This is a genomic window from Klebsiella sp. MISC125, from assembly GCF_051131775.1.
In the GTDB taxonomy this organism is placed as follows: domain Bacteria; phylum Pseudomonadota; class Gammaproteobacteria; order Enterobacterales; family Enterobacteriaceae; genus Klebsiella.
Genome location: NZ_CP180448.1, coordinates 3,063,971 through 3,081,292 on the forward strand (window position 1 = coordinate 3,063,971; position 17,322 = coordinate 3,081,292).

15 protein-coding genes and 2 pseudogenes are annotated in these 17,322 nt (G+C 48.4%); 15 read left to right on the forward strand and 2 right to left on the reverse strand.

Going from position 1 to position 17,322, the window contains the following annotated elements:
* The first annotated feature begins 123 nt into the window (after positions 1 to 123).
* Together ACMYSL_RS14510 and nqrE are read left to right on the forward strand one after the other, a co-directional pair.
* The gene (locus tag ACMYSL_RS14510) at positions 124 to 1,644 is read left to right on the forward strand and encodes an EAL domain-containing protein (protein WP_434663769.1); all 1,521 of its coding nucleotides are present in this window, start codon (positions 124 to 126) and stop codon (positions 1,642 to 1,644) included.
* Positions 1,645 to 1,777: 133 nt separating this feature from the next.
* Positions 1,778 to 2,389, forward strand: a complete 612-nt coding sequence (gene nqrE, locus ACMYSL_RS14515) for an NADH:ubiquinone reductase (Na(+)-transporting) subunit E (protein WP_228725746.1) — start codon at positions 1,778 to 1,780, stop codon at positions 2,387 to 2,389.
* 670 nt (positions 2,390 to 3,059) lie between these two features.
* Here the strand turns inward: nqrE and ACMYSL_RS14520 are convergent.
* Complete coding sequence (locus ACMYSL_RS14520; protein WP_434663773.1) at positions 3,060 to 3,461, reverse strand: VOC family protein; 402 nt, start codon at positions 3,459 to 3,461, stop codon at positions 3,060 to 3,062.
* 387 nt (positions 3,462 to 3,848) lie between these two features.
* On the opposite strand from ACMYSL_RS14520, the pseudogene ACMYSL_RS14525 reads away from it, so the two are divergent.
* The 8 genes and pseudogenes from ACMYSL_RS14525 to ACMYSL_RS14560 form a co-directional block, all read left to right on the forward strand.
* Positions 3,849 to 4,907: pseudogene (locus ACMYSL_RS14525) on the forward strand (ISNCY family transposase); the annotation flags it as partial.
* A gap of 26 nt (positions 4,908 to 4,933) precedes the next feature.
* Positions 4,934 to 5,092 (forward strand): annotated as a pseudogene (locus ACMYSL_RS14530) (4-hydroxyphenylacetate permease); the annotation flags it as partial.
* A gap of 855 nt (positions 5,093 to 5,947) precedes the next feature.
* The gene (locus ACMYSL_RS14535) at positions 5,948 to 6,502 is read left to right on the forward strand and encodes a helix-turn-helix transcriptional regulator (RefSeq protein WP_434663775.1); all 555 of its coding nucleotides are present in this window, start codon (positions 5,948 to 5,950) and stop codon (positions 6,500 to 6,502) included.
* Between the two features lie 247 nt (positions 6,503 to 6,749).
* Positions 6,750 to 7,283, forward strand: a complete 534-nt coding sequence (locus tag ACMYSL_RS14540) for a fimbrial protein (protein WP_434663777.1) — start codon at positions 6,750 to 6,752, stop codon at positions 7,281 to 7,283.
* A 55-nt stretch (positions 7,284 to 7,338) separates the two neighbouring features.
* A complete protein-coding gene (locus tag ACMYSL_RS14545) occupies positions 7,339 to 8,097 on the forward strand; it encodes a fimbria/pilus periplasmic chaperone (RefSeq protein WP_434663780.1) in 759 nt (252 codons plus the stop codon).
* 43 nt (positions 8,098 to 8,140) lie between these two features.
* A complete protein-coding gene (locus tag ACMYSL_RS14550) occupies positions 8,141 to 10,657 on the forward strand; it encodes a fimbrial outer membrane usher protein (RefSeq protein WP_434664088.1) in 2,517 nt (838 codons plus the stop codon).
* A 5-nt stretch (positions 10,658 to 10,662) separates the two neighbouring features.
* Positions 10,663 to 11,427: a fimbria/pilus periplasmic chaperone gene (locus ACMYSL_RS14555; protein ID WP_434663782.1), complete on the forward strand. Its 765-nt coding sequence runs from the start codon at positions 10,663 to 10,665 to the stop codon at positions 11,425 to 11,427.
* Positions 11,428 to 11,458: 31 nt separating this feature from the next.
* The gene (locus ACMYSL_RS14560) at positions 11,459 to 12,775 is read left to right on the forward strand and encodes a fimbrial protein (protein ID WP_434663784.1); all 1,317 of its coding nucleotides are present in this window, start codon (positions 11,459 to 11,461) and stop codon (positions 12,773 to 12,775) included.
* Positions 12,776 to 12,910: 135 nt separating this feature from the next.
* On the opposite strand, the gene ACMYSL_RS14565 is transcribed toward ACMYSL_RS14560, so the two are convergent.
* Positions 12,911 to 13,471, reverse strand: a complete 561-nt coding sequence (locus tag ACMYSL_RS14565; protein ID WP_434663786.1) for a nucleotidyltransferase family protein — start codon at positions 13,469 to 13,471, stop codon at positions 12,911 to 12,913.
* 183 nt (positions 13,472 to 13,654) lie between these two features.
* Here ACMYSL_RS14565 and ACMYSL_RS14570 point away from each other — a divergent pair, with 183 nt between their 5' ends.
* The 5 genes from ACMYSL_RS14570 to ACMYSL_RS14590 all read left to right on the forward strand — a co-directional run bounded on the left by ACMYSL_RS14570 (position 13,655) and on the right by ACMYSL_RS14590 (position 17,312).
* Positions 13,655 to 14,506, forward strand: coding sequence for a MurR/RpiR family transcriptional regulator (locus tag ACMYSL_RS14570; protein ID WP_112214918.1), 852 nt, complete (start codon positions 13,655 to 13,657; stop codon positions 14,504 to 14,506).
* A 207-nt stretch (positions 14,507 to 14,713) separates the two neighbouring features.
* Positions 14,714 to 15,145 carry a PTS sugar transporter subunit IIA gene (locus tag ACMYSL_RS14575; protein ID WP_434663788.1) on the forward strand — a complete coding sequence of 144 codons (432 nt, stop codon included), beginning with the start codon at positions 14,714 to 14,716 and terminating at the stop codon, positions 15,143 to 15,145.
* A gap of 11 nt (positions 15,146 to 15,156) precedes the next feature.
* The gene (locus ACMYSL_RS14580) at positions 15,157 to 15,627 is read left to right on the forward strand and encodes a PTS system mannose/fructose/N-acetylgalactosamine-transporter subunit IIB (protein ID WP_182238683.1); all 471 of its coding nucleotides are present in this window, start codon (positions 15,157 to 15,159) and stop codon (positions 15,625 to 15,627) included.
* A 42-nt stretch (positions 15,628 to 15,669) separates the two neighbouring features.
* Positions 15,670 to 16,464 (forward strand): PTS mannose/fructose/sorbose/N-acetylgalactosamine transporter subunit IIC, encoded by a 795-nt coding sequence (locus ACMYSL_RS14585; RefSeq protein ID WP_434663790.1) that lies wholly within the window; start codon positions 15,670 to 15,672, stop codon positions 16,462 to 16,464.
* The gene (locus tag ACMYSL_RS14590; protein ID WP_434663793.1) at positions 16,461 to 17,312 is read left to right on the forward strand and encodes a PTS system mannose/fructose/sorbose family transporter subunit IID; all 852 of its coding nucleotides are present in this window, start codon (positions 16,461 to 16,463) and stop codon (positions 17,310 to 17,312) included. The genes ACMYSL_RS14585 and ACMYSL_RS14590 overlap by 4 nt, the downstream gene beginning before the upstream one ends.
* The last annotated feature ends 10 nt before the right edge of the window (positions 17,313 to 17,322 follow it).

Below are 17,322 nucleotides of genomic sequence, written 5' to 3' on the forward strand. Positions count from 1 at the left end.
TGGTATATCATTGATATGCATTAAAACTTGATTGGTTCAGGGCAAGTTTAAACAGGGTTTGTTAAAATTTGACCAAACAATTGACCACCAGTCTTTCATGGTGAGTCGAACTGGGTTAACACAATGAAATATTCATCTTTACGCCGCCATCTGTGGATATTCTTATTTCTGATTACGGTACTGAGCCTGGGTACGGGACTTTGCTACTGGCAAATGCAAAAAAAAGTCGATAAGGATATCCATTCGCGGCTTCAGCAGGCGATAGCGAGTCTCGATGTCACGGTTTCACATGCGGAACAGGCCGCTAATATGGCCGAACCTTTTATGGGGAAAAACTGTGATGAGAATGTCCTGACAGAGTTGCGCACCCTGGTTGCCACCATTCCTGATGTGCGGACGGTGAATTTTGGTAAGAATAATGAAATATACTGCACCTCGGTATTTGGGGGGCGGAAGTTTCAATTCGATCGGACTCAATATACGCAAGGTGCTCTGCAATTATTCAGCGGTAATGAAATCACGCCTATGCATCCATTGATGGTGTATAGCGAACAGGATGATAAAGGAAATACGGTTCTTGTCGGTGTTGATGGTTATTATTTATACAATATCCTGACCGTTCTTGATGGCGACTCGCATTTGTATCTAAAGGTCGGCGATCGGGTGATGACGCGTAAGGGGGAAGTCATTGCCACGCCAGATATCAAAGCCCCCGTTAGCTTAAAGTCAGAGCAGTTTAACTTCTCAGTCATCGCCGATCGTGCCTGGGCATCCGGGGTGAGGGCGTTTATTCGCTATGAGCAACATACGTTGATCGCGATTATCCTGGCCTCCTTGTTGCTCACGTTTTTATTCAGGAATTATCTGCGCTACCGCAATACGATTGAGTATCAGCTCAGACAAGCGATCGAACTTAAACAGCTCAAACCGTATATTCAGCCCATCGTCAGCGATGAGACGGGAAGGGTGGTTGGCGGGGAAGTGCTGGTGCGTTGGGAGCACCCAAAATTGGGGTTTATTGCGCCGGATAAGTTTATTTCTGTCGCTGAGCAGACCGGGTTGATCAAAGAGATCACGGCGATTTGTTTCGCCGAGGTCATTCGCCAGTTTCGCCGCCAGCAGTCAGTGATCCCAAAAGGGCTGTTTATCTGTTTTAACACCAGCTCGGTAAACTTCCAGGATGACGAGATTGTCGCGCTATGTCAGACGTTTATTCAGCAACTGAAAGACTTGCAGGCACGCCTGGTGCTGGAAATTACTGAACGGGAATCAATTGAAAATACCTTGCAAACGTCGGCAGTGACGGATCGGCTCAGAAAAATGGGCGTACAGTTTTCGCTGGATGATTTCGGTACCGGGCACGCTAATTACAATTACATTCAGCAGTTTAACCCTGAAATTATCAAAATTGATAAGGTGTTTACTTTTAACATTGTGACCAATAATGCCTCTGCGCTGGTGGTCAAGAACATGGTCAATCTGGCGAAGAAATTTAACTGTCAGGTCATTGCGGAAGGTGTTGAGGATAAGGGCCAGCTTGAGGTGCTTAAGGATATGGGGATCGCTATCTATCAGGGATACTACTTCTCGAAACCGGTAGCGGTTAATGAGTACATTCAGATGCTTTCACGCTCGTTTCGCTAAGCAAGAAAGAGAATGAGTGACTTCTGTTCCTACCAAAACACAGGAAATTAAAAGGTGATCAACTCGGCAAAACCGAGTTTTAATTTCCTGTTTTGGCTGAAAATTTGGCACTATTAAGAAATAACTCAACAACATGGAGGTTGTCTTGTTCGAAACTCACCTGAATATTTTTATCCGCGCGGTGTTCGTCGAAAATATGGCGCTCAATTTTTTCCTTGGTATGTGTACCTTTCTGGCTATTTCGAAAAAAATTGATGTAGCTTTTCGTCTCGGACTGACGGTGACGGCCTTGCTGGCGATAGCAACGCCCATTAACAACCTCATTTACAATTACCTTTTAAAAGAGAATGCCCTGATCGATGGGGTTGACCTGAGCTTTCTCGATTTCATCACTTTTATCGGCGTTCTCGCTGCATTGGTGCAGATTCTGGAAATGGTTATCGACAAATACTTCCATGCGTTAAACCACGCCCTCGGTCCGTTTCTGCCGCTGCTGACCATTCACTGCGCCATTTTTGGCGCGACGATTTTTATGGTCCAGCGTGAGTACACTTTCCTTGAGTCGCTGACCTACGGCACCGGATGCGGTATCGGCTGGATGCTGGCGATTGTGGCGTTGGCCGGGATCCGTGAAAAACTTAAGTACGCAAATATGCCTAAAGCATTACGCGGATTAGGCAGCGTATTTATTACCGCCGGGTTAATGTCGCTGGGTTTTATGTCGTTTTCCGGTATTTCGTTGTAGGCTATATCTGGTGCGGGGAGCGGGGCGATCCCCATAAAATCTGCCGCTTCCTTTGGCATTTTGGTGGCTTAGCGTTAGCAATAAACCCGCCCATATCCACCATTTCTTGTTTATGAATGAAGTATCTGCTTATCTTTATGGGTGAAATCTTAAACCAGATAACTTATTTGTATTCAAATCGCGGTAGACTGAACGTCCATGTGGATAAAACAGGATGTTAATTCAAAATGCATGACTCCCTATCTTTGCTGCCAAAAGCGATCATGATTTTACTTCTTGCCCTGGGAGTCTGGAGCTTTATAAAACGGAAGGCGAAAAAACCGGTTCTGGATATCGCCCCGGCTATTGCTGAAGCTAACGCCCGCGAACGTTACCGCTGGCGTTATGCCCGATGGGGATGGCAGACGATACAATATATTTGTCTGCTGTATTTATTGGCGTCAGCTTTTAAGTTCATTTTGAGTTAAGGACCGCGGATTGTGCACGCTTCAGTAAGCCCTGCAGCGCATCATCCTGGTTTAAGCGGGAGAGGTAGGTGCAACGTTACTCGCTGTGGTGGTGCCTGGATTAAGGCGATAAAGGGGAATTTAACGCCTTTAATCAATCAGTTAACGGAAGATGTTTTGTCTGCCGAACGGGGCTCTGATCTGGCTCCCTTTGATTTTATGTATTATTCCGTTGTAGCAAGCGGAGTAAATAACTCAATCAAGTTTTCCTCCGGATCGTACAGATGAACTACACGCATACCCCATTCGGGCATATCCATTGGCTTGTTAATGAATTTAATCCCTTTTGCTAAGAATGCATGATAGCTTTCATCGACGTTATTTACCTCGAAAGATATCATTGATTTTTCTCGATATCCTATAGGGTGTGCTTTTTCGGTGTTTCCAATAACCGGTGCCATCAGGTCGGATGTAAATAGGGCGAAGCCTTCTATTCCTTCAGCTACTTTGAAGCTGGCATAGCAATCTTCAATATCCCAGACCGCTTCCAAACCAAGTTGCTGAGTGTAGAAGTTAAAACATTTGCGGTAATCTTTGACTAATAGTCTTACGTTGCTGAATTTCATATCAATTTCCTTATATATTTTATTTAGACAGGACAAAAGACCAATGGGTGAGTTACGACGCACGCTGTGCCAGTTCGCGTACAAGGGCTTCGGCGTCTGATGTTCCATCAGCCCGGACTAAAACTGTAAGGGTTAAGAATCCAGAGCCTTCGGCCGCTTGAACTTACAATCTGGGTAAGCGAGTACATCGAAACACCTAACAATCAGAATGAAGTGAAGTAAATGTACGACAGACCTAATGCAATAAAAGGGAAGTATCTCAAAATTCACAACATGCTGATTTCTGTGGCTGCTTCAGTGAATCATGAATGGAATTTAACATAATATACATTATGCGCACTTAGGGTGTAACAGCAATGTCGCGTTACCACGAATCTGGCCCGCTCGCTTGGTATGGCTAACCGTCGTCGCGGAAAACCCAGCAACCATCAGTTGCCTGATGGTCTTGCCCGGTACGCACTCAATATTATCCGCGAGCGCTATGCCGACTTCGGGCCGACGCTGGCGTGTGAGAAACTCGCAGAACTGCACGATGTTCACCTGTCCAAAGAGACTGTCCGTTCACTCATGGTCAAAGCCGGTCTCTGGATACCCCGCAAACAACGTGCGCCAAAAATTCAGCAGCCACGCTATCGGCGGGCCTGCTGCGGCGAACTGATACAGATTGATGGTTGCGACCATCACTGGTTCGAGAACCGTACGCCTGCCTGTACTGCACTGGTCTACGTTGACGATGCAACCAGTAGCCTGATGCAACTCCTCTTTGTGAAATCGGAATCTACCTTCACTTATTTTGAAGCCACCCGGGGCTATCTGGAAAAGCATGGCAAGCCACTGGCGTTGTACAGCGACAAAGCCAGCGTCTTCAGAATCAACAATAAAAATGCCACCGGTGGCGACGGCTATACCCAGTTTGGCCGTGCGATGCACGAACTGAATATCCAGACTATCTGCGCCAATACAAGCTCTGCTAAAGGCCGCGTGGAACGTGCTCATCTGACGCTTCAGGATCGCCTCGTAAAGGAGCTCCGGCTCAGGGGCATTTCTTCAGTGGATGCTGCCAATGATTTTGCAGATGAGTTTATGGTCGATTACAACCGGCGCTTTGCGAAAGCGCCCCGGCATGACTTTGATGTTCACCGGCCACTTGAACATGATGATGATCTGGCTGCCTTTTTCACATGGCGGGAACCGCGCCGAGTTTCAAAATCACTGACGGTTCAGTATGACAAAGTGCTCTATCTGATTGAAGACAATGAAATCAGTCGCAAGGCAATCGGAAAATATATCGAGGTCTGGCACTACCCGGATGGCGGGAAAGAGCTACGGTTTAACGGGGTTACTCTTCCCTACTCCACCTATGATCGTCTTCAGGAAATTGACCAGGGGGCTATCGTGGACAATAAGCGACTCGGGCGGACACTTGAATTTATTAATCTATTACGTCTAGCGAACAAACCTCAAGCTGGGACAGGGAAATGACCGGGAATTTTAATGCTGGCTTGTGGTTTATGGCTGGGTTACTGATTATCGGCGCGCTGGTACTGGCATATATACCGATGGGCGGGGTGCAGGCGGCGACCAAAATCGACTGCGATAAGCCCGTCGGCCGTCGCCCCTTCTGGCAGTAATTCGCCGCCGGACCAATCACAGCAGTATCGGTCAGCGCAGGGAACGCGCGCTTAACCGTTCTCAGGCACTGCCTGCCGGAGATGCCCCTCGCGTCGGCGCAGGAAACCCACAGAGAAGAAATCCCAGCGCTCAATAAAACTATCTCTTGAGCTGTCGTGGGTTGTCATACGGATAATTCATTGACTAACTAAATATTTACAAGTGAAATAATACATATTTATTGCTATAAAAATCTGAAAATAATCGATGGCGGGATCTGCTCTGATACTTATTTCCGCCATTTTGGTCCATCATAGATTCAGCCTGATAAGTCATTTTTTGCCTTATTCACGCGTTTCTTCTATAAGATTATTCCCCCTAATGACATAATTTAATTAACAGGTTGATATATATGTCATCGATGTTTATTCCGCCAAATGGTCATTTGGTCTTACATTTGCAGTATTTCTTCGGTTTTAAAGGCGAGTAACATTGCGTATTTATATTAAATCTAACGGCTACGCTACTCTGCAATACTTATCGGCATCATATTATTTAACATTTATTTAATCGAGTTAAGCGATCAATAAACACCCCTTTGATAGCCACTAACTATCAAATTAATTCCTATTGATCGTTTTAAACGATTGTAATCATTTGAAACTATCAGTTAATAATTTAAATATCTTTTATACGTAAGTACTTCTCAGACAACACTTCTCCTGCATATGAGATTGATTGCTGAATTGTTTATTTAAAAGAACATTGATGTGGCTAATGGATATTCAGTCACAGTGCATTAGATATTGTTTCTTGACAGGGAAGAATTAATGCCTAGTTGCCTTAATAACTACAACCGACAGCAAAAGAAATTTATGGATTATTATTTTATATCTGACAATCTATTTTTTTTATCAGGTATTCAGGCCCATAATGAAATTTATGATGGGAATGTTTACTGTATTCCTGTTATCGATGCGCCGGGTAAATTCTCTCCCTCTTTCGGGGATGTGGTGGTTATTCATGTATCACATACTGGAGAGCGGAGCAGGATTGCTATGCTTCCAGGCATGGCAACCAGCAGAGTAGTTATTATGTTAAAAGAGAATCATGGTCATCGCTATTTCAATGACGGACGCTTCCCGTGGCTGATTCCGCACGGTACATGCATGAGTGACCTAATGGCCTGCCTCAGTCAAATCAGCCACTATCCCCTGACTCACAGGAGGCTTTCGGTGCGGGAAATTCGTCTGTTTTGTTACCTCAGCCGCGGATATTCCCCGCAGCAGTTGGAGATGAAAATGGAAACCGGTGCCAAGCATCTTTATCGCTTAAAACGAAAAACTTTAATGCAATACGGACTGCAGCACTGCAATGCCGTCAATATTCAGATCTGTCGGGATTTAATCACGCTAAGTGGAGCCGTATAGCGCTTAATAGCCGCTGTAACATTCAGGGTGGCAAATTGGCACTAATATAATCAGGGCCGATGCTTTTAGGGTAGCGGAAAAAACTGGTCTAACCTAAATCATTAATAGTAATAGTGTGTTTTTTAAAACTGAAATTCGAATATGCCCGTCGTTACTGCTTGTGACGCTCAGAATAATTCTGGCGGGTTAACCACCGCTGACGGAATATCCGTCAGTGTTTTTAATGCAAAACGGAGTTTGTTTTTTTATGAAATTAAATCAATTATTCATCGCTGCCGCTGTTTCCTCTGCCCTGTTATCTACCAGTGCACTAGCTTTATCGGATAACACGATCACTTTCAAGGGAGCTGTTGCGGACCAGACCTGTACTGTAACTATTAACGGTAACGAAGTGGCCCCTGTCGTGTTACTCCCAACGGCCCGTGCGGCAGATCTGGCTATTAGCGGTGCAACAGACAAAGACACCACTTTTGACCTGGGCATTTCAAACTGCACGGTTTCTGAAGATGACGTGACTGTTTCGACCGTCTTCGTAGGCAACAATGTGACTGATGCGGGTCGTCTGGGCAACACCGGTACCGCGAACAATGTCGATATCCAATTGCTTAATACGACGGGGACGCCGATTAACCTGACAGGCGGCTACACCAGCCCTGATCTGCTCCTGCCAGCCGGCGATACCGAAGCTTCTGCCACCTACACCGCTCGTTACTATGCCACCGGTGCAGCAACTGTAGGTACCGTCCAGGCTTCCTTACAGTACGCCGTTACTTACCCGTAATTACCGGTCATTGCGACGGGGGGCTCCTCCCGTCGTATCGTCATGGACGTGTCGGATGAAAAAACTTTATTACAAAGCGGTACTTCCCGGCATTCTGGGATTTCTTCTGGCCTCTGCCGCCATCAGTACGGCGCAGGCCAGTGTCACCATGCTGGGAACCCGTGTCATTTATAATGGCGGGGCTAAATCCACCGACGTGCAGTTACGGAATGTCGATAATTTTCCTTACGTCATTACAGCATGGGTTGATGATGGCAACCCGAAAAACGGTTCAGAACAATCAGCATCCGTCCCCTTCATTGTCACACCTCCGGTTTTTCGCATTCAGTCCGGCGCAGGCCAGATTTTGCGAATTGTCTACACGGGCGCGAAACCTTTGCCGCAAGACCGGGAGTCGCTGTTCTGGTTCAACTTCATGCAGGTTCCACCCGCCAACGTGGCTGACGCCCCTGATGGACGTAAACAGAATGGCATCCTGGTGATGCTACGTAACCGGGTCAAGCTTCTTTATCGTCCCGCAGGAATAGACGGTAATCCACAGGAAATACTACAAAACCTGCGGGTCAGTCATGCTGTCCTGGACGGCAAAACCGGCGTGAAAGTGACCAGTAACCAGCCGTTTTACGTCACCGCCTCTTCGGTGTCGCCGTCAGGGAATAAGACCGTTCGTTTCGGGGATAAGGACGTTGTTATTCCGCCTTTTAGTGACCACTTTTTCCCCTTTTCAGGGAAAGCACCAGCAGGGATGAAAAGCGTACGCATTACGCTGATTAACGATCAGGGAGCGAGAATAAGTGAAGATTACCCGTTGTAAGAGTCTGCAACAGCTGCTGATCCCGGGCACTCAGTTGGTGCTTATGCTGTTGCCCGGCTCTGCGGCGGCAGAATATTATTTCGATCCCACTTTACTGCAGGGAAGCGGCTACGACAGCGCTTTGGACCTTTCTCGTTTCAATCAGAGCGATGAAGAGCTGCCAACCGCAGACTATGTGCTGGATATCTGGTTGAACGGGCAGTTGCTCCGGGGACAGGAAACCATCACCTTTGCTGAGCCTCCCGAGAATAAAGGGCGCACGGAACCCTGCCTGACGCCAGTACAGATTGAAATCAGCACTATCCGCGTGCCCGCAGGGTCGCATGTTTTACCGGAAACACCACCCGCCTGTCGGTTTATCAGTGCGCTGGGGAAAAATATCCGCTGGGAGGTTGATACAGCCGCCCTTCGTCTTAACATCAGCGTCCCTCAGGCAGAGCTTTATCGGGATCCACGAGGATATATCCCCGCATCCGAGTGGGAGGCGGGGAACGCTGCGCTTTTTCTGAGACATAATACCAATCTCTATCGCACGGAAAACACCTCATCGGGCTACCGATATGATTATCTGTGGAGCAATATCAACACCGGTCTTAATTTCGGCCTCTGGCAGCTGCGCCACCAGGGAAACCTGCGTTACTCGGACGACAGTATTAGCGGAGGACAATACCGCTACAATTCCTCACGTGTTTGGCTTCAGCGCCCACTGCAGAGCATCAACAGCGTCCTCACTCTTGGCGATGCGACGACCGACAGCAGCCTCTTTGGTAGTTTGTCGTTTAACGGCATTCGTTTGCGTACCGATCCGCAAATGTGGCCTCAGGGTAAACGGGGTTACGCTCCGGAAGTGCGCGGAGTGGCCAACACCACTGCCCGGGTGGAGGTCCTGCAACAGGGAAAGGTGATTTATGAAACCACCGTTTCCCCTGGAGCTTTTGTTATCAACGATTTGTATAACACCACCAACCAGGGTGACCTGAATGTTCGGGTCATTGAAGCTGACGGGCAGATATCCACTTTCACGGTCCCCTACTCTTCCGTCCCGGATTCTGTCCGGCCAGGCAACTGGAGTTATGGCCTGGCAGGTGGATATGTTCGCCATTACTATGACCAGAACAATAAATTTGTTGAGGGTATCCTGAAGCGGGGGGTAAATAATTACCTGACGTCTAACTCCGGTATCCGCATTGCTGATGGCTATCAGGCCGGATTGTTGGGTGGCGTCATTGCCACTTCAGCCGGAGCCTTTGGTCTTAATGCTGTGTATTCCCGCGCGCAGATCGAACACGGCCGCAATGAGCAGGGTTGGCGACTGGAAGCCAGCTACGGTAAGGCGTTCTCTACCGGGACCAACCTGATGCTGGCGGCTTACCGCTATTCTACCCGCGGCTATCGTGACCTTCAGGATGTGCTGGGTGTGCGCCAGCAGTATCGGGATCATATTACTTACCATTCCGACACTCTATATCAGCGTAACCATTTATCAGCAACGCTCAACCAGTCTATGGATCGCTGGGGGATCCTTAGCCTGAATGCCAGTACAGCAGATTATTACAGCGACGCTTCACGTCTCACTCAGATACAGCTTGGATACAGTAACAGCTGGCGCAATATCGGCTTTAACCTTAATTTTGCCCGTCAGCGTACCGTCCAGACCAGCCGCAATTATGGCAGTTTCCTGGATACTGACGATCGCAGCCGCCGCTACACCGAAAACACCTTCTCCTTCAATGTCTCAGTGCCGCTCAATTTTGGGCAAAATAGCTCACAGCTAATGCTGAGCGCTAACCGAAGTGGTACAGGCGATAATGTAATGGCAAGCACCAGCGGAACGGCTGGGGAGGCCCAGGCATACTCCTGGTCGGTTTACACGGGACTGGAACGACCTGATCAGGACAGCAATAGCACCACTTTTGGCGGAAGCCTGGAAACACGCACATCGTTCGGGGCATTACGTGGCACAGCCTCGCGCGGCCACGACTACCGCCAGTATGGTCTGGGAACATCAGGCACGCTACTCGTGCACAGCGGCGGGCTGACGGTCGGTCCCTATACCAGCGATACTTTTGCGCTGATTGCCGCTCCAGGCGCAAAGGGCGCAACAATACGTAACGGACAGGGTGCGAAAGTAGACCGTTTCGGCTATGCCCTGCTGCCGTCTCTGACGCCCTATCGCTACAACACCGTCAGCCTGGAAACGGGTGAGATGAATGGTGATGTTGAGTTACAGGGGGGCAGTAAACGCGTAGTGCCTTATGCCGGAGCGATTACCCGCGTCACTTTTGCCACGCTCAGCGGTCAGGCCGTGCTGATCAATACCACTCTGACGAACGGCAGCGCGCCGCCGATGGGCGCTGAAGTCGCGGACAGTAAAGGCGCATCGCTGGGGATGGTCGGCCAGGCCGGGCAAATCTACGCCCGTTTACCGGATCAGTCCGGAGTACTTTATGTTAGTTGGGGAACCAAAGCCTCTCAGCAATGCCGCGTCTACTACCAGTTGCCCGCTCAGCGGCCAGATACGGGTATTCATCAGCTAGCCCTGCCATGTAAACGGGAATAAAAATCATGAATATTAAAGCGGGATCTTGTGCCCTGCGAACTGTTCATACAATTGTCATTCTTGTTGCGACGCTGTTTAGCGCAGCAACGCCAGCAGTGGTGAACGTTGACATAACCCGGGCAATCATCAATGCCGGAGAGAAAAGCGTGCCCCTGTCGCTGGACAACTCCGGAGACCAGCCCATGCTGGTACAGGTTTGGGTTGATGAAGGCAATCCTGGCGTATCACCGGATAAGGTTAAAACGCCGGTCGTTATCCTGCCTCCCGTTTTTCGCATGTCACCGGGAGAGGAGCGTTCTGTAAAAATTTTGCTGGCCAATCCAACCCTTCTACACCCCGATCGAGAAGCGCTGTACTGGCTCAATATCTACCAGGTTCCCCCGCTTCCCGTTCAAAATGAAAAAGCGTCGCTTCAGGACGACAAGGCAACGTCGCGCGTGATACTGCCTCTGCGTATCCGGATGAAGTTGTTTATTCGTCCTGAAGGAGTGGCTCCCCCCTCGGAGAAGGAGGGGGGAAAACTCATTTTTGCACGACAGATGCAAGGAACCCTGGCACAACTTAGCGTCAGGAATCCGACCCCCTGGCATATGACGCTGGCAACACTCTCCTGCGGTAAAACAATGGTGACGGGGGTACTGATTGCGCCCGGTACCAGACTCATCCTGCCATTTAAGGGGCATATACCCGAATGTGCGACCGTTAACTATGAAGTGATCAATGACGATGGTAATCGTCTGAAGCATGTCGCCCAGGTACAGGGCCGATAAAGCACAGAACAGAAAGAGGAAAAATAAAATAATGAAATATGGATTATATCTGTGCAGTTTTCTGATTCCTGCACTGTTGCCTGGCATTAGCTCCGCCATCTGTATTAACACCACATCGACGAGTCAGCTTTCTCAGGCAGCGCGGGATGCCGGATACACGGTGACAAAAGCCACGAATATCGGGTCTTCGTTTAATCAAAGAGATTTAGGAATACCGCAAAGGCTCAGATTCAGTTCTCTGACTTATGCCGATGGTAGAGTCCTGTACAGTGGAGGCAATGCCTCCTACCCTTCAGCCTCCGGCGGGCTTGCACCAAATGATATTATTTATCGTTGCGATGCTGCCGATCTGGGAAGTATTTTCGAATATTATGCTTTTGGCGACGCACGTTCGTCTTCAGCGATTTGTAGTCGTGAAGTTCCTGAAGCCGCAGGGGCTTATTATACCGAGATAAGAAATCTCGCTTATCGGGCGACTAATCTGAAGTCTGGAGAGTATTTTACCCCCTACTGGAAGCGGCGAGCTATTCCCGCAGAGGATGTATTTAATGATGGTACTTATATCTATGTACCAGCTAATGCCTTCAGCGGTATTTCCGTCGATTTAATCAAAGCGGGGGCAATATCCGGAACGTCCTGGGCCGGAATATATTCCCATGGAGGCGTACCCATTGGCTATGTTGTTTTTCAAGGGCCTGGCTATCACTCGACGCTGGCTCCAGGGAACAACAGCTGCAGGAGCGTGGATTACGCATCGATCGTTCCGGTTGCTTCCTGGCTTGATGCGAAGTTCATCACATGGGGGCATGGCGGTTGTCGTGTCAAAGACTATTCGCCGGTGGTGAATATCCCTCCCATTTTGGCCCAGGATCTGGCCGCAGGCACAACCAGTCAGGCCATTTTTTCAGTGAGTGCCGAGTGTAACGGCGATGAGTCGTGGGCATCAATGATGGGAGGTTCAACGGTGATCATGGGATTTATGGTGAATAACACCCAGGCAGCAGCTAAGGCATCAGCGCTGGGATTGACAACGGCAGAAGGCGCATATACCTGGTTACTGAATAATAATTACGGTGCTAATGGCGTCTCATCCGGAACGGGGATCCGTATCTACAACAGTTCGTCACAACCGATCAATCTACTCTCGGGCCCCGTTGTAGGAACAGGAGAAAACGGTGGCTGGTACTTATTGAAAAATCTACTGTCCAGTGATGATGGCTACGATTCTACGACGGGGCTGAATAATTTTTCCGGCAATTTTATTGCTTCTCTGGAAGCCATTCCGGGCCAGACGGTGAAGCCCGGAACCGTCGAGGCACAGCTGCAAATTATCATGGAACTACAGTAGGTCAATCCTCATTAGAATGAAAACATCTGGATGCTGGTGACCCAGTCAGTTAAATAACTGAACCGGATTAATGTCATCAGCAATAATCATACGTTAAGCCCGGACACACACGTGCCGGGTATTTTTTCGCCCTGGCTATGTGGTCGCGATAAACTGCAACCTGGGATAACGTTCCAGCCACCGTTTTGCCGCCACACGTTGCCTGAAAATATTCAGCTTTTCACGCTCAAATATGGGTGTCGGCCGTAGACGTAATTCGAACAGATCATCCAGCCCATAAGGCGCAATAATCTCAATAAGATTTGTCTCCCCCAATCTGACGGCGACAGCTGTCGCTGTCTCGGGCCAGTACAGCAACGCATTTTCTGTAGAGAGATAAGGATCGTTGCCGTTGCGTTGATGCATTCTGGCTTGATTCTTCACCGACCAGTTAAAGCCTGATGATTGCAGACTAAGCGTCTCCTCAAGGCTGCTATCATGAACGGGATCGCTATGTTCTGAGTTGAACCAAACAACGTCCACATCACCTGCAACGGGCCTTTGCCCATATCCGTGCAAGCAATCCCAAACGGCATCGCGCACGAACCCGGCTCCGATCCAGCCATCATTGAGTTTTAATTCCTGAACGGTATAAAGCGCGTCCATCCTTAGCGGATCATTTAACAAGAGTCTTTGCAATGCGTCCTGATACTTCATAATTTCCCTGATAGAAAAATAGTCACGAATATTCAAATCTGCCTGATGATAGCAATATTACCTGCACCGTGGTTGCCTGGACAACACCCTCACCTTACGTTAATTCAGGCGGTAATTGATTGGCTCAACATCAACTTGTATGATGTTCGGCAACGAAAATTCTACTCCAGTAAAGGTGGTCAGATGCTTGATTTAAAGCTAAGAGAAATTAACGATAGCCTGTCCACCAAAGAGCGCCTGGTCGCTGACTATATTCTGGCGAATAAACCGCTGCTGAAGAGCATGAGCATTCAGTCTCTGGCAAAGGCTAACGATGTGAGCACGACAACCATACTGCGTCTTTGTCATAAACTCGGTTATCAGGGCTTCAGCGATCTCAAAATTGACCTGATTACCTCTTCAGGTAGCCACAATCACGAAAAGATTTTGCAGGAAGACATCAATCTTGATGATTCTATCGAGAGCGTAAACCATAAAATTCAGCTGATTGAAAAGTCATCTATTGACGAGACCCACGCTATCGTTAACGTCGAGCAGCTCGACCAGGCGATTAAGCTCATCCGGAAAAGTAATAAGATCGTTATTTATGGTGCCGGCAGCAGCGGACTGGTAGGAAGAGAACTGGAATATCAGCTGATCAAAATAAAAAAGGACGTCAGTTGTCATCCTGATTACAGCATCCAGTACAGCATCGTAAACACGCTCGATGAACATGACCTGGTGATTATCATCTCCCACTCTGGTGAAAATCTGGAAGGGGTTAAGTTGCTTACCATGGCGCAACAGCTGGGCGTCCCGTCAATCGCCATCACCAAAATGGGGCAAAGTCGCATCTCGGGTCTCGCCACGATTCTTCTGCATACCATCACCAGTGAGAGCGTGTCGCGACTGATCCCCATCCGTTCGAAAATGTCGCAGCTCTCGGTTATTAATATGCTGGTCACGAATCTCTTTGTTCAGCAATACGATGATCGGCTGCTGAAACAAGCCCAAAACCGTGCCCAGCGTTTCTACAACCAGAATCACAAATCCTGATAGATACCGCGCTATAGCTCCTTTCCCTCGCCATGTTGCGATGTCGTAAACGCAATACGGCGATGAATACCTGAAGAGTGATCACCCTCGCAGAATGAATAAATGGGCTTTTGCCCTGTGTATTCGCGCATCTGAAAGTAATAGTATTACTAACATGGAAAAGAAATTTAGTAATAATGTAACTTATAAATCAGATCGGGAGAAAACATGCAAACTGAGGTTCCTGTCATTCTGGTCAGTCACGGCCCCTTTGCCCAGGGGGCACTCTCTTGTGCGGAGATGCTCATTGGCGAACAGCACAATGTTGCTGTGGTATCGCTGCAACCTGAGAGCAACATCAACGACGTTCGCGCCACCCTGCTGGAAACCTACCAGGCGATCAATAAGGGAAACGGTGTCGTTATTCTCGTTGACATGATGGGTGGCTCACCCTGCAACTTAGCCAGTGAGCTATTTCTCACCTACGACGATATCTTACTGTTTTGTGGGTTCAATATTCCGACGCTGCTGGAAGTCCTCAGCAACCGCGATTTGCCGCTTGAGGAGATTGGGGAAATTATCGAAGAAGTTTTTCCGGGGAGTTGTTTTAACGTCGGGAAAACGTTACAGGCAGAATGCACACAATCAACCGACCTGTAGGAGAAATTATTATGCCTATTAATCTTGCAAGAATTGACGACCGCCTTATTCATGGACAGGTTATTACCACTTGGGTCAAGAACCATGATATTGAACAAGTGCTGATCATCAACGACAAAGTTGCCGCCGATAAAATTCAGCAGTCTGTTTTAACGATGTCGGCACCGCCGGAATTAAAAGTACAAGTATTCGGCGTACAGAAATTTATTGAAATCTTGCAAAAGACGGAAATAAAAAGACGCACAATGCTGCTTTTTACTAACAGTATTGACGTCAATACATTGGTGGAAAACGGAATAAAAATCGACAAACTTAACGTCGGGGGAATGAGAATGCAGGAAGGCCGAAGAACGCTCTCCCGCGCCGTCTCCGTGACGCCAGAAGAAGAGCAGGCATTTAAATCCATTATCGCCAGAAATATTCCCGTGGAAATACAGATGGTACCAAAAGATCCGGTAGTGGACCTACGGACGTTAATTTAACACCAGCGTGAACGACGACTTTAAATAACCAGGGATAACGCTATGTTAATTGAAGCTATTCTGGTCGCCATCTGGGCAGGTATCTGCTCACTGGACGACGTCGGGCCGCAGATGCTGCGACGCCCTCTACTCACGGGAACCGTGGCCGGTATCATTATGGGCGACGTGGTTCAGGGACTGGCAATCGGCGCCACGCTGGAACTGATGTGGATGGGGATCGGCAACGTCGGCGCTTATTCCGCTCCTGATATTATTGCCGGAGCAATCATCGGCGTCGCGCTGGGTATTTCCTCTAAAGGCGGCATTGCTGCGGGCATCGCCCTCGCCGTTCCGGTTTCCATACTCTGCCAGCAACTTCTCATTATCTGGCGTTCTTTCGCCAGTTTCCTGAACGTCTGGGCGGAGAAAGCCATCCAGGATGGTGACTATGGCAAACTGATTAAGATCCACTATTTCTCCACCCCACTGTGGTTCTTAATTCGCGCTGTCCCTTGCTTCCTGGCGGTCTATTTTGGCGGTGACCTGGTGGGTCGGATTCTGGCCGCTATTCCGGAAAGTATTCTGACAGGTATGGGCGTTGCGGCCAAAATGATCCCGGCAATCGGCGTATGTATCCTGCTTTTAATGCTGTTAAAAGGCCGGATGTGGTTCTTCTTCCTGCTCGGCTTCATGCTCACTACCTACCTGAAGCTACCGATCATTCCAATCACCTTTATCGCCCTGGCTTTTGCCGTGCTTTATGACATGGCCTACAGCAATGGTAACAACGCTGCGAATTCACCAGCGGAAAAAGAGAAACAGTCCGATACCGAGACTGAAGAAGGATATGACCTATGAGCGACATCGCCTCTTATCGTGTGGTTGACACTTCAACCTCGGACAAAAAGCTGACAAAGCAGGACCTTAACCGTATTTTCTGGAATATCCAGTCAATGTCCTTCTCCTACAACTATGAGAAGTTACAAACTATTGGCTTTGCCCACTGCATGATCCCGGTTCTCGAGCGGCTTTATGCTGATGCCGACCAGGCCACGCGCATTAAAGCCATGAAGCGCCATCTGGAGTTTTACAACTCGCAGGTGAATACCGGTGCGCTGATCATGGGCGTCACCGCCGCGCTTGAAGAAAAAACCACTGAAGAAGAAAAAGAAGCCGTTGTTTCGGTAAAAGCCGGACTTATGGGGCCGCTTGCTGGTTTGGGCGACAGCTTGCTGAAATTTACCTGGTTGCCGATCTGCGGCAGTATCGGTGCGGCGTTTGCGCTCCAGGGAAATATTATCGGCCCTATTCTGATGTTTCTTCTGTTTAACATCGTCAACGTCGGCACAAAATATTTCTTTATCCACTACGGTTACAATAAAGGTGTCGATTTAATCGAACAGTCGAAAAACTCAAATATTATTCAGCGTATTTCCAACGTTGCCAACGTGGTCGGCGTCATGGTATTGGGGTCGCTAATTGCCACCACGGTGAAAGTATCAACGCCGCTGGTGATCGCCGTAGGTGAACAGTCGATCAAAGTGCAAGAGATGTTCGATAAAGTTATTCCCAATCTGCTCACCCTGCTATTTTCTCTGGGTATCTTTTTCCTGGTCAAAAAGTTTAAAGGTAAACATACCGTCGCTCTTATCGTCGGCATGATGGTTATTGGGGTGATCTGCTCGACATTGGGAATCTTAAATTAAAGGGATTAAG